Origin of the sequence: Arthrobacter sp. zg-Y769 (assembly GCF_020907405.1) — a bacterium.
GTDB lineage: Bacteria > Actinomycetota > Actinomycetes > Actinomycetales > Micrococcaceae > Arthrobacter_B.
Genome location: NZ_JAJJOE010000014.1, coordinates 136087 through 151607 on the forward strand (window position 1 = coordinate 136087; position 15521 = coordinate 151607).

Here is a 15521-nt window from a genome sequence, read left to right on the forward strand (position 1 = left end):
GTGAGCAATTCTCCTACCGAGAGGGTCCCGACCCTCAATATCGCCAATGCACTGACGGTGGCGCGGATCCTGATGGTTCCGCTGTTTATCTGGTTCCTTGCGTCCGACGACGGCCGTGACGGCCTGTTCCGCTGGCTCGCCGTGGCAACCTTCGCCGTCGCCATCTACACCGACAAGCTCGACGGCGATATTGCCCGCAGCCGCGGGTTGATTACCGACTTCGGCAAAATCGCCGACCCGATAGCGGACAAGCTGCTGATTGGATCGGCACTGGTGATGCTGTCGCTGCTGGGCGAGCTGTGGTGGTGGGTCACCATCGTTATCCTCGTCCGTGAACTCGGCATCACGCTGATGCGCTTCGTTGTCATCAGGTACGGCGTTATGGCCGCCTCGAGGGGCGGCAAGCTCAAGACGGTAGTCCAGACCTTCGCCATCTTTGTGTTCCTGCTTCCGCTGACCGCCTGGCTGGGTGCCTGGGCCTGGTGGATCGGAGCCGTCCTTATGGCCGCCGCACTCGTGATCACCGTGGTCACCGGCGTCGACTACGTCCTGCAGGCCGTCAAGCTGCGCCGCGAGGGCAAACGCGTATGAGCCAGGCGCCGGCTTCCGTCCTCGCGGAAGAGGTGCTGGCCGCCGCGGGCCGGTCCGGGCAGACCGTGGCCACTGCCGAGTCGCTTACTGCCGGCATGGTGTGTGCCGAACTGGGGTCCGTCCCCGGCGCCTCCGCCGTTTTGCAGGGGGGAGTGGTTGCGTACCAAAATGGAGTCAAGCTTTCCGTCCTCGGGGTTCCGGGGGAGCTCCTGGCGGAAGCGGGATCCGTTGACGGCAGGGTGGCCGAGTACATGGCGGAAGGTGCGCGGCGTGTTCTTGGTGCCGACGTCGGGGTGTCCACCACCGGCGCCGCCGGGCCCCAGGCCCATGACGGCAAACCGGTTGGTACCGTCTTCGTGGGGATCGCTACTTCCGAAGGGACCTCCTTCCGGGAGTTCCTATTCCCGGGGGACCGTACGGCCATCCGCGCGGCGGCGTGCAACGAAGCACTCTCCATGCTGGGATCGGTGCTGGAAGACCGCTAGCGCGGCGGCCGGACCGGATGCCGTGTCGGCGGGAACAAAACCGGCAGGGCATCAGTTGTTAGTATCAGGAACCGCCAAGGTTCTTTTATTACGATCTTTGGACAGTCTGCGGTACCGCCGCAGTCCGTACTCACAGGGAGCAGGACGATACACATGGTTAAGCAACCCGTATCCGTGAACGGCGTGATCCGCTGGCGGGATGTAGGGTTGGCGGAAGACGCACACCGGGAGCCTAAGGAGCGCAAGATGGTAGTTCTTCGTCACGAGATTGGTGATGTTCTCCGCGACGTGCGCCAGCGCCAGGGCCGGACCCTGCGCGAGGTGTCGCACAGCGCCCGTGTCTCTCTCGGCTACCTCAGCGAGGTTGAGCGCGGACAGAAAGAAGCATCATCCGAACTTCTGTCTTCAATCTGCAGCGCCCTCGATGTGCCCCTGTCCCTGATGCTCCGTGAGGTCAGCGACCGGGTGGCAAACGCCGAAGGCGTTGCCATTCCAGACACCGTTCCGTCTGAGTTTTCCCGGGAGTTCGCCCGCGAATTCCCCGAAGACCTGGCACGGGATCTGGCCCGCACATCCTAAAACCGCACACCCGCAGCGCGGTGACGGGCCGAACGGAATCGGCCGCAGTGACTGCGTTGCCCCATAGACATACCCCCTGACGCTGAACCGTCGGGGTTGGGAATTTCAGAGGAAACCCCCGCAGGCACGGTGCCTGCGGGGGTTTGTTCCGTTCCGGACCCGTTACGGGCCGCGGCTGCTGCCTCCCGGTCCGTCCGCGGCGGCGCCGTCCGGGGCGGTGCTTTCCGGTGCGGTGCCTTCCGGCGCGGACGGCTCGTCTTCCGGCTGGTCACCGGCGGGCCGGACAGAGGCGTTGAGCTTGTGCAGCAACCGGACCAAGGTATGGAGTTCCTCCGATTCCCAGCCCGTCCAGGTACGCCGAAAATGCTCCTTGCGCGCGGTGGCCGTGCCTTCCAGCCGCGCAGCCCCCAACTCCGTGAGATTGATCGGCTGCGCCCGCCCGTCCACCGGATCCGCATGCTTCTCCACCAGCCCCAGGCCCTGCAGCATGGCGACCTGCCGGCTGAGCGAAGGCTTGCCCACGCCTACCGCTGCCGCGAGATCCGTCAGGCGCAGCGGACCCTGCTGATGGAGCAGGACCATCAGGCCGTACGCGGAGGGCTCCATATCGGGATGGACCTCCCTGGCAATCCGGTGGGAGCTGGCACGGGCCCGGCGCCACAATACGCTGAGTTCCTGCTCAAGGTCCTCGATGGCCGTGTCCTTGTCCGGGCCGCTGCCGGACTCCGCGGCGCCGTCGGGTCCAGCCGAACCCTGGCTGTCTCCAGGCGGGGCAGGCGCGGCAGCTTTGCCGGCAGCCACTGCCGGGTCCGTGGTTGGGGGAGTGGCGCCGGCGGGGAAACCGGCGGGACCGGATGTTTCGGTCATCCCCCATTGTAGGATCGCGGCACTGCGGAGGCACCGGGAAACGATCAGGTTTTGTCGGCGCCGGCCCGTTCGCCGCCGTGTTTCGTGCGTGAGAGGATTAATTGATGCGTATCAGTGATTTCTGGCGGCTTATGGATGACGAGTTCGGCTCGGCCTACTCGCGGGTCCTGGCTGCGGACCTTGTTCTCGGCCAGCTCGGCGGCGTCACCGCTGCGCAGGCGTTGGAGAAGGGTGTGGAGCCTAAGTCCGTGTGGCTTGCGGTGTGCGATATCCAGGACGTTCCGCAGGAACGCCGGCTGGGCCGAGACATCAAGCCCAAAGCAAACTAGCGCCGCTGCCGGACCGCGCGATACGGACACGCCGGAGCCGCTATTCGAATATTTGTTCGGATAAAGATATGCTCCTACACAGGGTCGGTCCTAGCCGATGCGGCCCGGGGATATCCACAAGTCAATGAGTAATACGTTCCGGTCAGCCGTTTTGTCAGTGCCGCCGGATAGGGTCGTAGATAAGAAATGACGACCGGCCTACGGGCCGCCCACAACCACAACACGAGGTGAAGAATGGCTGCTCCAGCCGACCGCGCAAAAGCCCTAGAGGCAGCGCTGGCCCAGATCGACAAGCAATACGGCAAGGGTTCAATCATGCGCCTGGGCGACGAAGTGCGCGCCCCCGCCGAAACCATTTCCACCAGCTCCGTCGCGTTGGATGTGGCGCTGGGCATCGGCGGCCTGCCGCGCGGCCGCGTGGTGGAGATCTACGGTCCGGAATCCTCCGGTAAGACCACCCTGGCGCTGCACGTTGTCGCCAATGCGCAGAAGAACGGCGGCATCGCCGCGTTCATCGACGCCGAGCATGCCCTGGACCCCATCTACGCAGCCAAGCTCGGCGTGGATACGGACTCGCTGCTGGTTTCGCAGCCGGACACCGGCGAGCAGGCCCTGGAAATCATGGACATGCTGATCGGGTCCGGATCGGTCGATGTCGTGGTCATTGACTCCGTTGCCGCACTGGTTCCGCGTGCCGAAATCGAAGGCGACATGGGCGACAGCCACGTGGGCCTGCAGGCCCGCCTGATGAGCCAGGCCCTGCGTAAGATCGCAGGCCGGCTGAGCCACACGAACACCACCGCCATCTTCATCAACCAGCTGCGTGAAAAGATCGGCGTGTTCTTCGGCAGCCCGGAAACCACCACCGGTGGCAAGGCCCTGAAGTTCTATGCTTCCGTCCGCATCGACGTCCGTCGTATCGAGACACTGAAGGAAGGCACCAACCCGGTCGGTAACCGTACGCGTGCCAAGATCGTCAAGAACAAGATGGCTCCGCCCTTCAAGCAGGCCGAGTTCGACATCATGTACGGCGTCGGCATTTCCCGCGAGGGCGGACTCATCGATATGGGCGTGGAACACGGCCTGGTCAAGAAGTCCGGCGCCTGGTTCACCTATGACGGGGACCAGCTGGGGCAGGGCAAGGAAAACTCCCGTAACTTCCTGAAGGACAATCCCGATCTGGCAGATGAGCTGGAGCGGCGTATCCGCGAAAAGCTCGGGATCGGTGTTCCTGCTGCCGAAGAGCCTGCGGCACCCAAGCTGAAGGCAGTCGGAAAGGACTCCTAGCAGCCGGCCCGCTGTCCCGGGATACCTGTCCCGGGATACCTGGACCAGGGAAGCCGCTCCCGCAAGGGTGCGGCTTCCCGTCCGAAACGGCGGGTTAGGGCGCAGCCGCTCTCCACGGCGACACGGGGAGTGAAAGCGGGGGAGTGGAAGTCCGGGAAGTGGAAGTCCGGGAAGTGGAAGTCCGGGGAGTAAAAAGGGAGCAGAGTCCCTGGATCGGGTACTTATGGATACCTCGCAGCAAGAGACCCTCGCGGAGTTGAAGCAGCGGCTCGCCGACATCAAGGCGGGGACGGCGGCAACCGAGGCCGCCGGAGCGCAGGCCCCAGCCGGCAGTGCAGTTCCCCCGGCACAGGTGGACGGCGGCACCGGTGCTGCCAAGCCGGCCCGCCGGCGGAAACTGCCCGCCAGTGCGAAGAACACCTTCAAGGAAGACGGGTTCGGCGAGGAAGCTCCCGCCGATGAACCGTGGACCGAGGCCGGCGAGGGCGGGACCGGCCCGAAGCAACGCGGGAAGAAGCCCGGCCGGAGGCGGCAGGGTTGGGGACAGCAGGAGCCCCAGGGGCCGGACGCACCGGAGGAAACCGAACCGCTGACCCCCGAGGAAGCATACGCAGAGGCAAAAGCGATCGTCCTGCGTCAGCTCACGGCCTCACCTAAAAGCCGCCGGCAGCTGGAAACCAAGCTTGCGGAACGGGAGATTCCGTCCGATGCCGCTGCTGCCGTCCTTGACCGCTTCGAAGAAGTGCAGCTCGTGGATGATGCAGAGTTTGCCCGGCTGTGGGTCCGCAGCAGGTCCCAAAGCAAGTCCCTCGCCCGTGGCGCACTGCAGCGTGAATTGGCCGAAAAGGGCATTGCACCGGATCTCGCGGCGGAGGCGCTTGAGCAGCTCAGTGCCGACGACGAACTCGAGGCGGCCCGTGCCCTGGCAAGGAAAAAGCTCCAGGCGTCCGCCGATCTTTCCGACCGGGCCGTGCGCGACAAACAGACCCGCCGGCTGGTGGGGATGCTGGCCCGGAAGGGCTATTCGCCCTCGCTGGGCTTCCGGGTAGCGGCTGAAGTGATCAGCGAAGCAAGGGACGCCAGGGGCGACTCCGTCTGACCATTGCCGGACCGGACACCCGCCCAAGCAGCCTTATCTGCCGTGGTGTCAATCCGCCGCGCCGTATCGTATGCTGTCCCAACCATGTTAAAGATGAGGTTGGCGGGGCCCATGTTGCATTTCTCAGGTCGATTCGCTCCATTGCGGACGCGATCGGTTCCGCTCGCTGCGTTTTTCCTTACCGGGGTACTGGCCGTACTTACGGCGGTTCCCAGCGTCGCCGCTGATCCCTATCCGTCCTGGGAGGATGTCCGGCAGGCAAAATCGTCCGAGTCGGCCAAGGCTGCTGAAGCCGACAAGCTGGAAGGTTTGCTGACCGATCTGCGCGAGGACGCCGGCACCCTGGGTGATGCCGCGGTCGAGGCGACCAACCGCTACAACGCGGCCAGGGATGCCCTTGCCGCCAGCGACAAGGAACTCGAGTCGCTTACCGCGCAAAGAGAGGCAGCTGCACAGTATTCAGCCGGGCTCATGCGCCAGGTGGCCGGCCTCGCCGCCCAAACCTACAAGTCCGGCGGTACAGCCTCCGACAGTATGACCCTGATGCTCCTCGACACCGATGCATCGGCGGACGCGCTTCACGGTGCGGATTTGATGGACAGGGTCTCGTCGCGGGCCGGGAACCTGTATGCGGAGGCTATGGCGTCTGAAAAAGTAGCTGCCGGATTCGGAGAACAGGAACAACAGGCTCGGAACGCACGGGCCGACCTTGCCGCCGAAGCGGAAAAGGCGCTGGAGGACGCAGGAGCCTCCGCGGCGGCCGCGGGCAAGGCAGTGGAAGAGGAAGAGGCACGGAAGGCGGTGCTGCTTGCCCAGCTCGCGGACCTGCGCGGCAGCACGGCCGCGGCAGAGGAGGCCCGGCTCCGGGGGCTGGCCGCCGAAAAGGCCTTCGAGGAACAGCATGACGCCGGGGAACGAGCGGCGGAAAATTCACCGCAGGCCGGCCCGCCTGCGGGCAATGCACCGGAGGCGCCCGGCACACTGCCCCCGGGAGCGGCACCCGCACCGGCACCGGCACCCGCGCCGCGGCCGGCACCCGCTCCCGCTCCCGGACCGGCACCTGCTCCCGGACCGGCACCTGCGCCGCAGCCGGCTCCCGCACCGGCTCCCGCACAGCCGGTGGATGACCCGGCGGGTGCGCAGAACTATGCGTCGGGACGCATGGTCAACTACGGCTGGGACCCCAACGAGTTCCGCTGCCTGGTCATCCTCTGGAACCACGAATCCAACTGGCGGACCAGCGCCGACAACCCCTACAGCGACGCCTACGGCATCCCGCAGTCCCTTCCGGGAAGCAATATGTCCAGCCACGGCTCGGACTGGCAGACCAATTACCGGACCCAGGTCAACTGGGGACTGGACTACATCAGGTCCCGCTACGGGTCGCCGTGTGCCGCCTACGGGTTCTGGCAGCGGAACAACTGGTACTGAATCCGCGGCCGACGCGCTGCCCGGTCCCCATCAACTGTGTCGTTACGCTTTTGTGACTTTTCCCGGGAAACCCGGTATCGTCCTGCGCTTGTGAGCTCACCTACTTTCTCCCGACGTGACCTAACCCGCATCCGGCGAGCCCGGCGACGCCGTCGGCGTCTTCACCTGGGCGCCGCTACCGCCCTTGGTTCAGTTGCCGTGGCAGGGGTATGCGGTGCTTCCCTCGGTACTGCCGGAGCCAACCTGCGCGCCACTGCAGGTATCCAGCTGGTGAACCTTGCCGATTCGCCCCTCGCCGGCTACGACGCTCCGGGGGACCCGGGAGGCCAGCCGGAGGCCGGTCCCGATAGGCAGGCTGAGCCGAAGGAAGCAGCGAACGGAGCCGGGGCAGGCGCCGCAGCGCAGGCCGCGCAGGCTGCGGCGGAGGCCGCTGCGGCGAAGGCGGCCGAGGAGGCCGCAGCCCGGAAGGCCGCGGAGGAAGCTGCAGCGGCGAAGGCCGCCGAGGAAGCCGCAGCCCGTGCCGCGGTTCCCGTGGATGACCCCGCAGCAGCCAGGGCCTACGCGGCATCGGCCCTGCCCGCCCGTGGCTGGGATGCAGCCCAGCTGACCTGCCTGGACACGCTCTGGACCAAGGAATCGGAATGGCTGACCAGCGCGGTCAATCCCAGCAGCGGTGCCTACGGGATTGCGCAGTCCCTCCCGGCCGAAAAGATGGCAGTTGCCGGAGCCGACTGGAAAGTCAGCCACGCCACGCAGATCAACTGGGGCTTGGATTACATTGCCTCGCGCTACGGCAGCCCCTGCACCGCACTCACTTTCCACTACGCCAATAACTGGTATTAGGAAAAAACTGCCGCGGGGCATCCCGGACGGCACTGCCAATGGACGTACCCTAGGAGGGTGAGTTTGACTGTTCCCTCTCCTGCCCCCGAAGTGCTGGCCGCCCAGCCCCGCACCTACGAGGTGCGCACCTTCGGCTGCCAGATGAACGTGCACGATTCCGAGCGCATTTCCGGTCTGCTGGAGGGTGCCGGTTACGTGCCCTCCGACGGCGAACTGGCGGACATCGTTGTCTTCAATACCTGCGCGGTGCGGGAGAACGCGGACAACAAGCTGTACGGGAACCTGGGCCAGCTGGCACCGGTGAAGGAAAAGCGGCCGGGAATGCAGATCGCCGTCGGCGGCTGCCTGGCCCAGAAGGACCGCGACACCATCCTGCGCAAGGCGCCGTGGGTCGACGCAGTGTTCGGCACCCACAACATCGGCTCCCTGCCGGCGCTGCTGGAGCGGGCCCGGCACAATGCCAAGGCTGAACTGGAAATCCTGGAGTCGCTGGACGTTTTTCCCTCGACCCTGCCCACCAAGCGCGATTCAGTGTATTCGGGCTGGGTCTCGATCTCCGTGGGCTGCAACAACACCTGTACCTTCTGCATCGTCCCCTCGCTGCGCGGTAAGGAACGCGACCGGCGGCCGGGGGAGATCCTCGCGGAAATCCGCGCACTGGTGGACGACGGCGCCATCGAGGTAACGCTGCTGGGCCAGAACGTGAACTCCTACGGGGTGGAATTCGGCGACCGCGGGGCGTTCGCGAAGCTGCTGCGTGCCTGCGGCGACATCGAGGGCCTGGAGCGGGTGCGGTTCACCAGCCCGCACCCCGCCGCCTTCACCGATGACGTCATCGAGGCCATGGCCGAAACGCCGAACGTGATGCCGCAGCTGCACATGCCGCTGCAGTCCGGCTCGGACAAGGTCCTCAAGGACATGCGCCGCTCCTACCGGTCCAAGAAGTTCCTCGGCATCCTGGACCGGGTCCGCGAGCGGATGCCGCACGCCTCCATCTCCACGGACATCATCGTGGGCTTCCCGGGGGAGACGGAGGAGGACTTCGCCGCCACCCTCGACGTCGTCGAGCAGGCACGGTTCGCCACCGCCTTCACATTCCAGTACTCCAAGCGGCCCGGCACCCCGGCGGCGGAACTGGTGGACCAGCTCCCCAAGGCCGTGGTGCAGGAACGCTACGAACGCCTCACGGCCCTGCAGGACCGGATCGCCGCCGAGGAAAACGCCAGGCAGGTCGGCACCACCGTCGAGGTGATGGTCACCGCGGCGTCGGGCCGCAAATCCGGGGAGACCGGCCGTCTCTCCGGACGTTCCCGCGACCAGCGGCTGGTGCACTTCTCGGTGCCCGACGGCGCGCCGGTACCGCGCCCGGGCGACCTCGTCACCGTGCCGGTCACCGCTGCCGCCGCCTTCCACCTGATCTCGGACCCCGCCGGGCAGGCGGACTACTCCCTGCGCCGCTCCCGCGCCGGTGATGCCTGGGACCGTGCGCAGGCCGAATCCTGCGGCGTGCCCGCCGGTCCCGCAGGTACCCGCACCGGCGTGTCCCTCGGCATGCCTGCACTGCCGCCGCGTTCCTGACCGCGGTGAAGCCAATCGAAACCGTCCCTGGAAACCGTTTAATGCCCTCCATCAGCACTGAAGCACCGTCCGCCGCTGACCTCCCCGTGATCGCCGTCGTCGGTCCCACCGGGTCCGGAAAGTCCGATCTGGGTGTTGCCCTGGCCCTGGAACTCGGCGGGGAAGTGATCAATGCGGACTCCATGCAGTTCTACCGCGGCATGGACATCGGCACCGCGAAAATTCCGGATGCCGAGCGCCGCGGGGTGCCGCACCACCTCCTGGACATCCTGGACGTGACCGACGAGGCCAGCGTCTCCGCCTTCCAGACCGCTGCACGGAAACTGGTCGAGGAGATCCGGGGGCGGGGCAGGTTCCCCGTCCTCGTCGGCGGCTCCGGCCTGTACGTCCGGGCGGCCCTGGATGTCCTGGAGTTTCCGGGCACCGATCCCGCTGTCCGGGCCGGAATCGAAGCGGAGCTGGAAACCCGGGGCCTGCCTGCCCTGCAGGCCCGGCTGCGGGACGCTGATCCCGTCTCCGCAGAGCGGATCTCAGACGCCCGCCGCGTGGTGCGGGCGCTGGAAGTCATCGAGTTGACCGGGCGTCCGTTCAGTTCCTTTATGCCGGTGCGCGAGTACGTCTCGCCCGCCGTGCAGATCGGCCTGGGCGTGGAGCGGCCGGTGCTCCATGACCGTCTGGCCCGCCGGGTGGATGCCATGGTGGAACAAGGCCTGCTTGAGGAAGTCCGGCGGTTGGAGCCGGCCGGACTGCGGACAGGCCGGACGGCGTCCCGTGCCCTTGGGTACGCCCAGTTCCTGGCCGTCCTGGACGGCAAGGCGACCGTGGCGGAAGCAACCGATGCGACGGTGGTGGCTACCCGCCAGTTTGCACGCCGCCAGCTGACCTGGTTCCGTGCAGATCCGCGGATCACCTGGGTGGAGCACAACGATCCTGATCTGCTGGCCAAGGCGGTGGCTGCCGTCTGCCCGGGGCGCCCGGCCAGTATCCTTGATAGGTGACCAACACTTCTGCTTCCTCCGCTGCGTCCCTGTCCGCCTCCGGCCTGCCCGCTTCCCTGGCCGGGCTGCCCTTCGCGAAGGGGCACGGCACAGGCAACGATTTTGTGCTGGTGGCAGATCCCGGGGGCGTACTGAATCTTGCCGCCGGTGACATAGCTGCTGCCTGCGACCGGCACCGAGGAGTGGGAGGCGACGGGTTCATCCGGGCCGTCCGCTCCGAGCATCTTCCCGAAGGACGTGCCCTGCTGCAGACCGCTCCGGAGGCCCAGTGGTTCATGGATTACTGGAATTCGGACGGCAGCATTTCCGAGATGTGCGGCAACGGGGTGCGGGTCTTTGTGCACTTCCTGCTGGAAGAGCGCCTGGTGGAGCTGGCGGAGGGCGGAAGCCTGGTGATCGGCACCCGTGCCGGCCTCAGGACCGTGACCCGTACGGCCGGCGGCTATGCGGTGGATATGGGCCCCTGGGAGTTCATTTACCCCGACCACGCTGCTGCCAAATCCATGGACACCGTGGTTAATGCGGACGGCCTGGAGGTGCCGCGTCCCGGACTGTCGGTCAGCATGGGCAACCCGCACACGGTGGTGGCCCTTGCCGAGCTGGACGAACTCGCCGCCACCAACCTGGCCGCGGCCCCGTCCGTGCAGCCCGAACCGGAAAACGGAACCAACGTGGAGTTCGTGGTCCCGGCCGAGCCGCTCGTGGAGGACGGCGTGGGGCTGGTGACCATGCGCGTGCACGAGCGCGGTGTGGGCGAAACCCTGTCCTGCGGCACCGGTGCCTGCGCCGCCGCCGTGGCTACCCGGTTCTGGGCCGGAGCCGAAGCGCCGGATGACTGGGCAGTGACTGTCCCGGGCGGCGTCGTCGGCGTCCGTTTCCTGACCGGAGCCGACGGCCGCGAACACGTCGAGCTCAGCGGACCGGCCGTGCTGGTGGCCCGCGGAACCCTGCTCTAGGAGCTGCGCTCCACTTTCAAAACCCGGAAGGACTTCGCCGTGCTGTGGCGCGAGACGGCGAAGCCGGACGGCAGGGTTTCGGCCAGCCAGCGCTGCAGCGTGTCCGCCCCCAGGTTCTTCTGCACCACCAGCCAGGCGGTGCCTCCCGGAGCCAGCCGGGGAAGCCAGAGCAGCAGCAGGGCATGCAGCTCTTCCTTGCCTATCCGGATGGGCGGGTTGGACCAGATGGTGTCGAACCGCACGGACGGGTCCACGTCTTCCGGCAGGGCCGCAGTGACGTTGCCGCAGCCCAGCGCCGCAGCGTTGTCGCGGGTCAGGCCGAGGCTGCGTTCATTGACATCGACGGCATAGACCTGCGCTGCGGGGGATTTCAATGCCAGGGTCAGCGCGATAGGACCCCAGCCGCAGCCGATGTCCAGGAGATTGCCGGTTTCCGGGGGAGCGGGGACCTCGTCCAGCAGGATTGCCGTGCCCTTGTCGATCCCGTCGGGGCTGAAGATTCCCCCCGCGGTCTGAAGCGTCCGTTCGGCCCCGTTGAGGATTACGCGCAGCGGCTTGCGGACCTCGGGTCCGGACGGAGTGGAGGAGAAGTAGTGGTCAGAACCCATAACAGTCAAGATTAGTCGCTGCGGGCGCTCGGGATGGAATTTATGCGTGCGCACGGGGGTTGTAAGAGACGGCGGGCCAGGGAGGCATCTATTGCGGAGAAGGTTGTTTTCCCCCCAAAATTTTGTCAGTTGACTGGCCTACCATAGAAGCAAGTCCCAATAAGGAGATTATGACCATCCACAACTCCCGCGCCGCGGATTCTGCGAACAGTTCCGCACCGGAACTCAGCCCTTCGGACATCCAAGGGGTCATCGACAGGATCCTCGCCAAGGACAGCGCGGTTGAAACCAAGTCAGCCGCCGCCGGCGATTCCACGCGCGGGCGTGCCCTGGCACTGTCTGACAGCGCTACCGAGCACTCCGCCCACGACGGCGAGCAGCAGGACCTGGAAGAACGGCGCGCACTGCGGCGCGTCGCGGGCCTCTCGACCGAACTCGAGGACGTCACCGAGGTCGAATACCGCCAGCTGCGGCTGGAGCGGGTTGTCCTCGCCGGTCTGTGGAGCGAAGGCACCGCAGCCGATGCAGAGAATTCATTGAAGGAACTTGCCGCACTGGCGGAAACCGCAGGATCGGAAGTCCTCGACGGAATCATCCAGCGCCGGCTGAAGCCGGATCCCGGCACCTTCCTCGGGTCCGGCAAGGCCCAGGAACTCAAGGACATCGTGACGGCCACCGGTGCCGACACGGTCATCGTCGACAGTGAACTGGCCCCGTCCCAGCGCCGCGGGCTGGAAGACATCGTCAAGGTCAAGGTCATCGACCGGACCGCGTTGATCCTGGACATCTTTGCCCAGCACGCCAAGTCCCGCGAGGGCAAGGCCCAGGTGGAACTGGCCCAGCTGGAATACTTGCTCCCGCGCCTGCGCGGCTGGGGTGAGTCCATGTCCCGCCAGGCCGGCGGCCAGGTCGGCAGCGCCAGCGCCGGCATGGGTTCGCGCGGCCCGGGTGAAACCAAGATTGAACTGGACCGGCGGAAGATCCGCACGCGGATGGCCAAGCTGCGCCGCGAAATTGCGGGCATGAAGCCGGCCCGGGAAACCAAGCGGGCGAACCGCCACCGCAACTCGGTGCCTTCGGTTGCCATTGCCGGTTACACCAACGCCGGCAAGTCCTCGCTGCTGAACCGGCTCACCGATGCCGGGGTGCTCGTGGAGAACGCCCTGTTCGCCACCCTGGATCCCACCATCCGCAAAGCCCAGACCGAAGACGGAATCGGGTACACGCTGGCGGACACCGTGGGCTTCGTCCGGTCACTGCCCACGCAGCTGGTGGAAGCTTTCCGCTCCACCCTCGAGGAAGTGGCCGACGCGGATCTGATCCTGCACGTGGTTGATGCCTCGCATCCGGACCCCGAGGGCCAGATCGCGGCCGTCCGGACCGTCCTGGCCGAGGTCGACGCCCGCAAGGTGCCGGAGATCATCGTGCTGAACAAGGCCGACGCCGCGGATCCGTTCGTACTGGAGCGCCTGCGCCAGCGCGAGTCCCGGCACGTGGTTGTTTCGGCCCGCACCGGCGAGGGTATCCCCGAGCTGCTGCAGGCGATTTCCGAGGGTATCCCGCGCCCCGGCGTGGACCTGGAACTGCTGGTGCCCTATGAGCGCGGCGACGTCGTCTCCCGCCTGCACCAGGAGGATGCCGAAATCCTTTCCCTGGAACACGGCGAGGCCGGCACCCGGCTGCATGTGAAGGTGCGCGAGGGGCTGGCAGCGGAGCTGGAGCAGTTCGTGACCAATGGGTAGGAAGGCACCGCAGGGACCGGACCAGGTCCTGGAACTGCTCGACACTGCGGTAGCGGCCATGGGCGGGCAGAACCGGCCCGGCCAGCACGAGATGGCCCGGCAGGTGGCCGAAGCCATCGAGACGGGCGACCACCTGCTGGTCCAGGCCGGAACCGGCACGGGCAAGTCGCTCGCCTACCTGGTCCCGCTGATCGCCCACGCCCTGGAGAGCAGCAAGCCTGCGCTGGTGTCCACCGCCACCCTTGCCCTGCAGTCACAGATTGTCGGGCGGGACCTCCCGCGGCTGCTGAAGACCCTCGAGCCGAAGCTGCCCCGCGAGGTCGATGTTGCGCTGCTCAAGGGCCGCAGCAACTACGTCTGCGTCCACAAGACCGGCGGCGGATTCCCCGAGGAGGACGAAGCCGGAACGCTGTTTATGCTGGGCGACGAGCAGGCGGTTTCCCATCCCGCACCCGCCGGGGGGCCGACGTCGGCCCTGGGACGCGACGTCGTCCGCCTGCAGGAGTGGGCGCAGGAAACGGAAACCGGTGACCGGGACGAGCTGCTTCCCGGAGTCAGCGACCGTGCCTGGCGGCAGGTGTCCGTCACGTCGATGGAGTGCCTGGGGGCGCAGAAGTGCCCCGTGGCCGAGGCCTGTTTCAGCGAACAGGCACGGGCCAAGGCAGCCGTCGCCGATCTGGTGATCACCAATCACGCGATGCTTGCCATCAGCGCCTTCGAGGGACTCGCGGTCCTGCCGGACTACGACGTAGTGGTGATTGACGAGGCCCACGAGCTGCAGGACCGCGTCACCGGCGCGGTCACCGGACAGCTCTCCGGAACCGTGATTTCCGCGGCAGTCTCCGCCGCACGCAAGCACACCTCCGCCACCATGGAGCCCCTGGCCGCTGCCGGCCGTGCCTTCGACTCGGTCTTCGCTCCGGTGCCCTCGGGGCTGCTGGCGGCGGGGCTGTCCGAAGACCAGGAGCTGGTCCTCGGGGCCGTGCGTGAAGCCTGCCGGACGGCTTTGTCCGATTCCAAACCCGAAGGCTCCGATGCCGTCGACGGGGGACGCCAAATGGCACGCTCCCGGCTCATGGCTGTCCTGGAACTGTGCGAACGGATTCTTGATGCAGTGAATTCAGGGGAAGTGCTGTGGGCATCCCGGCCCAGCACCTTTGCACCGGGGACCGGTTACACCGCCCCCGAGGAAGACGCGCCTCCCACCATCAATATTGCGCCCCTGTCAGTTGCCGGACGGCTTCGCGAAGGCCTCTTTGACGGTCACACGGTGGTGCTGACCTCGGCCACCCTCGCCATCGGAGCGGAGTTCGGTCCGGTCGCCGGAGCGCTGGGGCTGGTCGGTGCCGGCGCGCCGAAATGGACCGGAACCGACGTCGGGAGTCCCTTCGACTATCCCCGGCAGGGTGTCCTGTACGTGGCCAAGGACCTGCCAAAACCGGGCCGGGGCACCTCCCCGGAGCAGCTGGACGAACTGGAAGCGCTGATCAAGGCCTCCGGCGGCGGCGCGCTCGGGCTGTTCTCGTCCCGCCGTGCAGCCGAAGAGGCTGCGGATGCCCTGCGCACCCGGGTGGATTTTCCGATCCTTTGCCAGGGGGAGTCCACCATGTCCGCGCTGGTTAAGCAGTTCGCCGACGACGACGAGACCTGCCTGTTCGGCACCATGTCCCTCTGGCAGGGTGTGGACGTGCCCGGCGCATCCTGCCGGTTGGTGGTCATCGACCGGATTCCGTTCCCGCGCCCGGACGATCCCCTGATGACCGCCCGCACACGGGCGGTTGCCAAGGCAGGCGGCAACGGCTTTATGAGTGTTTCGGCCACCCACGCAGCCGTCCGCCTGGCCCAGGGAGCAGGACGACTGATCCGCGCCTCGGGGGACAAGGGAGTGGTCGCCGTGCTGGATTCGCGGCTGGCCACTGCCCGGTACGGCAGCTTCCTGCGGGCCGCGCTTCCGCCGTTCTGGTCAACCACAGACCGCTCCGTGGTGCTGCAGGCATTGAAACGCCTCGCTGCAGAACCGGCAGGTGCGCAGAAGTAACGCCCGCCCCGGTATCGCGAAAACCCAAAAAGCGGCGCCGCCCGCCGATAAAGGCGGGGGCGGCGCCGGGTATAAAGCTGATGGGGTGTT

General features: G+C 66.8%; 15 protein-coding genes. 13 read left to right on the forward strand and 2 right to left on the reverse strand.

The annotated features are described in order from the left end of the window. The 3 genes from pgsA to LOC60_RS14225 all read left to right on the forward strand — a co-directional run bounded on the left by pgsA (position 1) and on the right by LOC60_RS14225 (position 1655). Positions 1–591 carry a CDP-diacylglycerol--glycerol-3-phosphate 3-phosphatidyltransferase gene (gene pgsA, locus LOC60_RS14215; protein ID WP_442860424.1) on the forward strand — a complete coding sequence of 197 codons (591 nt, stop codon included), beginning with the start codon at positions 1–3 and terminating at the stop codon, positions 589–591. Next, the gene (locus tag LOC60_RS14220) at positions 588–1076 is read left to right on the forward strand and encodes a CinA family protein (RefSeq protein WP_230026246.1); all 489 of its coding nucleotides are present in this window, start codon (positions 588–590) and stop codon (positions 1074–1076) included. The genes pgsA and LOC60_RS14220 overlap by 4 nt, the downstream gene beginning before the upstream one ends. Before the next feature lie 153 nt (positions 1077–1229). After that, the gene (locus tag LOC60_RS14225) at positions 1230–1655 is read left to right on the forward strand and encodes a helix-turn-helix domain-containing protein (protein WP_269436632.1); all 426 of its coding nucleotides are present in this window, start codon (positions 1230–1232) and stop codon (positions 1653–1655) included. Between the two features lie 162 nt (positions 1656–1817). Here the strand turns inward: LOC60_RS14225 and LOC60_RS14230 are convergent, their stop codons facing one another. Further along, complete coding sequence (locus tag LOC60_RS14230; protein ID WP_230026248.1) at positions 1818–2522, reverse strand: MarR family winged helix-turn-helix transcriptional regulator; 705 nt, start codon at positions 2520–2522, stop codon at positions 1818–1820. A 104-nt stretch (positions 2523–2626) separates the two neighbouring features. Here LOC60_RS14230 and LOC60_RS14235 point away from each other — a divergent pair, with 104 nt between their 5' ends. The 8 genes from LOC60_RS14235 (at position 2627) to dapF (ending at position 11043) form a co-directional block, all read left to right on the forward strand. Further along, positions 2627–2851: a DUF3046 domain-containing protein gene (locus LOC60_RS14235; protein WP_230026251.1), complete on the forward strand. Its 225-nt coding sequence runs from the start codon at positions 2627–2629 to the stop codon at positions 2849–2851. A gap of 234 nt (positions 2852–3085) precedes the next feature. Further along, positions 3086–4138: a recombinase RecA gene (recA, locus tag LOC60_RS14240; RefSeq protein ID WP_227924507.1), complete on the forward strand. Its 1053-nt coding sequence runs from the start codon at positions 3086–3088 to the stop codon at positions 4136–4138. 223 nt (positions 4139–4361) lie between these two features. Beyond that, positions 4362–5237 (forward strand): regulatory protein RecX, encoded by an 876-nt coding sequence (locus LOC60_RS16350; RefSeq protein WP_331460830.1) that lies wholly within the window; start codon positions 4362–4364, stop codon positions 5235–5237. A gap of 141 nt (positions 5238–5378) precedes the next feature. Then, the gene (locus tag LOC60_RS14250; RefSeq protein ID WP_230026253.1) at positions 5379–6668 is read left to right on the forward strand and encodes a coiled-coil domain-containing protein; all 1290 of its coding nucleotides are present in this window, start codon (positions 5379–5381) and stop codon (positions 6666–6668) included. 198 nt (positions 6669–6866) lie between these two features. Beyond that, complete coding sequence (locus tag LOC60_RS14255) at positions 6867–7511, forward strand: hypothetical protein (RefSeq protein WP_230026255.1); 645 nt, start codon at positions 6867–6869, stop codon at positions 7509–7511. 57 nt (positions 7512–7568) lie between these two features. After that, positions 7569–9089, forward strand: coding sequence for a tRNA (N6-isopentenyl adenosine(37)-C2)-methylthiotransferase MiaB (gene miaB / locus LOC60_RS14260; RefSeq protein ID WP_331460831.1), 1521 nt, complete (start codon positions 7569–7571; stop codon positions 9087–9089). Positions 9090–9130: 41 nt separating this feature from the next. Beyond that, positions 9131–10087 carry a tRNA (adenosine(37)-N6)-dimethylallyltransferase MiaA gene (gene miaA / locus LOC60_RS14265; RefSeq protein ID WP_230026256.1) on the forward strand — a complete coding sequence of 319 codons (957 nt, stop codon included), beginning with the start codon at positions 9131–9133 and terminating at the stop codon, positions 10085–10087. Next, positions 10084–11043 (forward strand): diaminopimelate epimerase, encoded by a 960-nt coding sequence (gene dapF / locus LOC60_RS14270; protein ID WP_230026258.1) that lies wholly within the window; start codon positions 10084–10086, stop codon positions 11041–11043. Before miaA ends, dapF begins: the two co-directional genes overlap by 4 nt. Here dapF and LOC60_RS14275 read toward each other — a convergent pair. Beyond that, on the reverse strand, positions 11040–11651 hold the full coding sequence (locus LOC60_RS14275) for a class I SAM-dependent methyltransferase (RefSeq protein ID WP_230026260.1): 612 nt from the start codon (positions 11649–11651) through the stop codon (positions 11040–11042). The two genes, dapF and LOC60_RS14275, sit on opposite strands and share 4 nt — an antisense overlap. Positions 11652–11821: 170 nt before the next feature. Between LOC60_RS14275 and hflX the strand changes: the two genes are divergently transcribed. Then, positions 11822–13393, forward strand: a complete 1572-nt coding sequence (gene hflX, locus LOC60_RS14280) for a GTPase HflX (protein WP_230026262.1) — start codon at positions 11822–11824, stop codon at positions 13391–13393. After that, positions 13386–15431: an ATP-dependent DNA helicase gene (locus LOC60_RS14285; RefSeq protein ID WP_230026264.1), complete on the forward strand. Its 2046-nt coding sequence runs from the start codon at positions 13386–13388 to the stop codon at positions 15429–15431. The genes hflX and LOC60_RS14285 overlap by 8 nt, the downstream gene beginning before the upstream one ends. Positions 15432–15521: the final 90 nt, after the last annotated feature.